4 protein-coding genes are annotated in these 4,300 nt (G+C 74.4%); 2 read left to right on the forward strand and 2 right to left on the reverse strand.

Annotated elements, in window-relative coordinates; all coding sequences use genetic code 11:
* The first annotated feature begins 143 nt into the window (after nucleotides 1-143).
* Entirely contained in the window at nucleotides 144-746 is a 603-nt protein-coding gene (locus tag JS521_RS33500; RefSeq protein ID WP_205086661.1) for a 2'-5' RNA ligase family protein, read from the forward strand.
* Nucleotides 747-765: 19 nt separating this feature from the next.
* On the opposite strand, the gene dprE2 is transcribed toward JS521_RS33500, so the two are convergent.
* Entirely contained in the window at nucleotides 766-1,521 is a 756-nt protein-coding gene (gene dprE2, locus JS521_RS33505; RefSeq protein ID WP_205086662.1) for a decaprenylphospho-beta-D-erythro-pentofuranosid-2-ulose 2-reductase, read from the reverse strand.
* Between the two features lie 43 nt (nucleotides 1,522-1,564).
* Entirely contained in the window at nucleotides 1,565-2,929 is a 1,365-nt protein-coding gene (dprE1, locus tag JS521_RS33510; protein WP_205086663.1) for an FAD-binding oxidoreductase, read from the reverse strand.
* A gap of 172 nt (nucleotides 2,930-3,101) precedes the next feature.
* Between dprE1 and JS521_RS33515 the strand changes: the two genes are divergently transcribed.
* Nucleotides 3,102-4,064: a YihY/virulence factor BrkB family protein gene (locus JS521_RS33515; protein WP_205086664.1), complete on the forward strand. Its 963-nt coding sequence runs from the start codon at nucleotides 3,102-3,104 to the stop codon at nucleotides 4,062-4,064.
* The last annotated feature ends 236 nt before the right edge of the window (nucleotides 4,065-4,300 follow it).

Raw genomic sequence — 4,300 nt, forward strand, 5'->3', positions numbered from 1 at the left:
CCCGCCCCCTCCCAAGCCCCCCCCCCCGCCGCCCCCGCCCCCGGGCCCCCGGGGCCAAAGGGGGGCGCCGGCCCCGCGGGCGCCCCCCCCCCCCCCCCCGCGGCATGACCGAAAACCGACCACCGACGACGGAGGAGAACGACGTGGGGACCGTAACGCTCGGCGTTTCGATCGCGGTCCCGGAGCCCTACGGCAGCCTGCTCCAGGAACGCCGCGCAAGCTTCGGGGACGCTGCCGCCTTCGGCATTCCCACCCACGTCACCCTCATGCCGCCGACGGAGGCGGATTCGGCGGACCTCCCGGCGATCGAGGCGCATCTCGACACGATCGCCACGGCCGGCCGGCCGTTCCCGATGCGGCTCTCCGGCACCGGCACCTTCCGCCCGCTGTCGCCGGTCGTCTTCGTCCAGGTCGTCGCGGGCGCCTCGGCCTGCTCCTGGCTCCAGAAGCGGGTCCGGGACGCCTCCGGGCCCCTGGTCCGCGAGCTCCAGTTCCCGTACCACCCGCACGTCACCGTGGCCCACGGCATCTCCGAGGAGGCGATGGACCGCGCCTACGAGGAGCTCGCCGACTACGAGGCCGCCTGGACCTGCGGTTCCTTCGCGCTGTACGAGCAGGGCCCGGACGCCGTCTGGCGCAAGCTCCGCGACTTCCCGTTCGGCGGAGGCGGCGGCGCGCCCGCCGTCCCCGCCCAGGGCGGCTACACGATCGACGCCTCGTCGTCGGCCCCCTCGCTGCGGCCCTGAGCGCCCGGGGCCGTACGCCCTAGACGGGCAGCCGCCGGAACAGCGGGCGCGGCACGTGCCGCAGCGCCGCCATCACCACCCGGAGCGAGCCGGGCACCCACACGGTTTCCGAGCGCCGCCGCAGCCCCGTGACGATCGCCTCCGCGACCTCCTCGGGACCGGTCGCGAGCGGCTGCTCCGGCAGCCCCGCCGTGGCCCGGGTCCGTACGAAGCCGGGCCGGACCACCATCACCTGCACCCCGGTCCCCTGGAGCGCGTCCCCGAGCCCCTGCGCGAACGCGTCGAGGCCCGCCTTGCTGGAGCCGTAGATGAAGTCCGCGCGCCGGGCGCGCTCCCCGGCCACCGAGGACAGCACCACCAGCGAACCGTGCCCCTGCGCCTGCAGTGCGCCGGCGCACACCAGCCCGGCGGAGACCGCCCCCGTGTAGTTGGTCTGGGCGACCCGGACCGCCGCCATCGGCTCCTGCTCGTCCCGCGCCTGATCGCCGAGGACCCCGAACGCCATCAGCACCACGTCGATGTCGCCCTCCGCGAAGACCTTGCCGAGAGCGACCTCGTGGGAGGCGGAGTCCAGCGCGTCGAAGTCGACGGTGTGTACGTCGGCCCCGCGCCCGCGCAGTTCGGCGGCGGCCGCGTCCAGGGCGGGGGAAGGGCGTCCGGCCAGCCAGACCCGGCGGGTGCGCAGGGCGATCAGCCGGCGCGCGGTGGCCAGGGCGATCTCGGAGGTGCCGCCGAGGACGAGCAGGGACTGCGGGGCGCCGAAGGCATCCTTCACGGAAAGCTCCTGGTCAGGTGGGGTGGGATCTTCTGGGAGACGATCACAGTCCGAGCCGGCGCGACAGGTCCGAGCGGAAGGCTCCCGCCGGGTCCAGCCGGGCCCGCAGCTCCCGGAACTCCGCCAGCCGCGGGTACATCGCGGCCGCCGTCTCCGGCCGCATCCGGGAGTCCTTCGCCAGGCACACCCGGCCCCCGGCGGCGGCCACCTCCTCGTCGACGCCGTCCAGGAAGCGGGCCAGACCCGGCAGGGCCGCGGGCAGATCCAGCGCCAGTGACCACCCGGGCGCGGCGAACGACAGCAGGCCGGGGTCCGCCGGCCCGAACCGCTGGAGCACGGCCCGCACGGCGGGGCTCCGGCGCGCCGCGATCCGGCGCACCACCCGGTGCAGGGTCTCCTCCTGGCCGTACCCGAGGGCGAACCGGTAGCGCACCAGCCCCGCCCGGCCGTAGAGCGCGCGTACGTCCGGGAGGGCGTCCGACGCGTGGAAGAAGGCGGGGAGCGGGCGCAGCTCGGCGGCCCGCGCGCGGGGTGCGCCGCGGTAGCGGACCTCGTTGTACAGGGCGGCCGCGCCCGGGCCGAGCAGTCCGGCCGGGAGCGGCGGGAGGCTGGGGACACGGGGTCTTCCCGGCGCTCCTCCGGAGCGCTTCGGGAGCCAAGTGCGCCCCGCGTGCGCCGGGCGCATGTCGGGGGTCGCGTGCTCCCCCCGAGTGAGGATCCCGCGTCCGGCCGCCCGGCCCCGGGCCATCAGGTCGACCCAGGCGGAGGCGTACGGCAGCCGGTCGCCGCCCGCGGTGAAACGGGCCAGCAGGTCGTCCAGGTCCCCGGCGCGCTCGGTGGTGACCGACATCAGCCCCGTGGTGACACGCCGGAGGCGGAGCGTGGCGCCCAGGATCACCCCGGTCAGCCCGAGGCCCCCGGCGGTCGCGTCGAAGAGGGCGGTGCCGGGCAGCACCGTACGCACCTCGCCGTCGGCGGTGAGCAGCTCCAGGACGCTCACGTGCCGGGCGAACGAACCCGCCCGCCGGTGGTCGGGCCCGGGCAGATCGGAGGCAATCGCCCCGCCGACCGTCACCCCGCCGGTCCCCGGCAGGACGGGCGGCAGCCAGCCCAGCGGCAGCAGGACCCGCAGCAGCCGCTCCAGGCTCACCCCCGCGTCGCAGCGCACCGTACCGGCGGCGGCGTCGACACCGCCGATCCGGGCCAGGCCCGTCAGATCGAGCACCGAGCCGCCCGCGTTCTGCGCCGCGTCCCCGGGCGACCGCCCCAGCCCGCGCGCGATGACGCCCCGGGGCCCGCGCCCCCGGACCACGGCGGCCGCTTCCTCGTAACTGCGGGGGCGGAACCGCACGGCGGTCGTCGGGGCGGTGCGGCCCCAGCCGGTCAAGGACACCGTGTCGACGGACATGGAGGTGACCGTATCGTCCGGGAAATCCCTTTCGCGGCATTGGTGAATTCGCTCACCGGAACGGGTGATGGAGTGAGTGTCAGCGCATGGTGACGGAGATCCGCCGGGCAGGTCCGGGAGAGTCCGGGGCGGGCCGCTGGTGTTCCGGGCCCAGGAGGGTACGTGTGACGTCATGGACTGGCTCAAGAAACTCCCGGTGATCGGGCCCCTGGTCGCCCGGCTGATGGAGACGCACGCCTGGCGTTCCTACGAGCGGCTGGACCGGGTCCACTGGGCCAGGCTCGCGGCGGCGATCACCTTCATCAGCTTCCTGGCCCTCTTCCCGCTGATCGCGGTCGGCGCGGCCATCGCCGCCGCCCTGCTGAGCGACAAACAGCTCGACACCATCAAGGACAAGCTCGCCGACCAGGTGCCCGGCATCTCCGACCAGCTCGGCATCGACGGTCTGGTCGCCAACGCGGGCACGGTCGGCCTGGTGGCCGGTGCGCTGCTGCTGTTCACCGGCGTCGGCTGGGTCGGCTCGATGCGCGAGTGCCTGCGCGCGGTCTGGGAACTGGACGACGTCCAGGAGGCCAACCCCGTCGTCGCCAAGGTGAAGGACGCCGTGCTGCTGGTCGGCCTCGGCGGCGCGGGGCTCGCCACCCTGGCGGTCTCCACCGTCGGCTCGACGGCGGTCGGCTGGACCGCCGACCTGATCGGCATCCCCGAGGGCGGGGCGGGCGGCATCCTGCTGCGGGTGGCCGCGCTGGCGGTCGCGGTCGTCGCCGACTTCCTGCTGCTGCTCTATCTGCTGACGCTGCTGCCCGGCGTGGAGCCGCCCCGGCGGCGGCTGATGGTCGCGGCGCTGCTCGGGGCGGTCGGCTTCGAACTGCTCAAGCTGCTGCTCGGCAGCTACATGAGGGATGTGGCGGGCAAGAGCATGTACGGCGCGTTCGGCGTGCCGATCGCCCTGCTCCTGTGGATCAACTTCACCGCGAAGCTGCTGCTGTTCTGCGCCGCCTGGACGGCGACCGGGAGCAAGGAGGAGGAGGGCGTGGGGCAGTCGGAGGGCCCGGAGGACGCGCAGGGCCCGGAGAAGAACGGGAACGGGGAGGCCGCCGTGGCCGAGGCACCCGGCGGCTCCACCCGCGCCTAGGGCCTCTCGTTTGGATCAGGTCGGGCTCGCGGGCCCCGGCACGCGCATCTGCGGCGTTGTCGTCAATCACCAACGCTCCGCGTTGACTCAATCCTCCGCCTTGCAGCTGCACGCACCGGACCCCGCTCCCTGATCCGACCGGATCCAAACAGAAAGGCCCTAGGTGTATTGATCACGAGCGTTGTTAACGCTGGTCAGGCTTGATCATGACGAAGACCTCCGGTGTGGTGGAGGTG

Origin of the sequence: Streptomyces durocortorensis (genome assembly GCF_016901035.1) — a bacterium.
Taxonomy (GTDB): Bacteria; Actinomycetota; Actinomycetes; order Streptomycetales; family Streptomycetaceae; genus Streptomyces; species Streptomyces durocortorensis.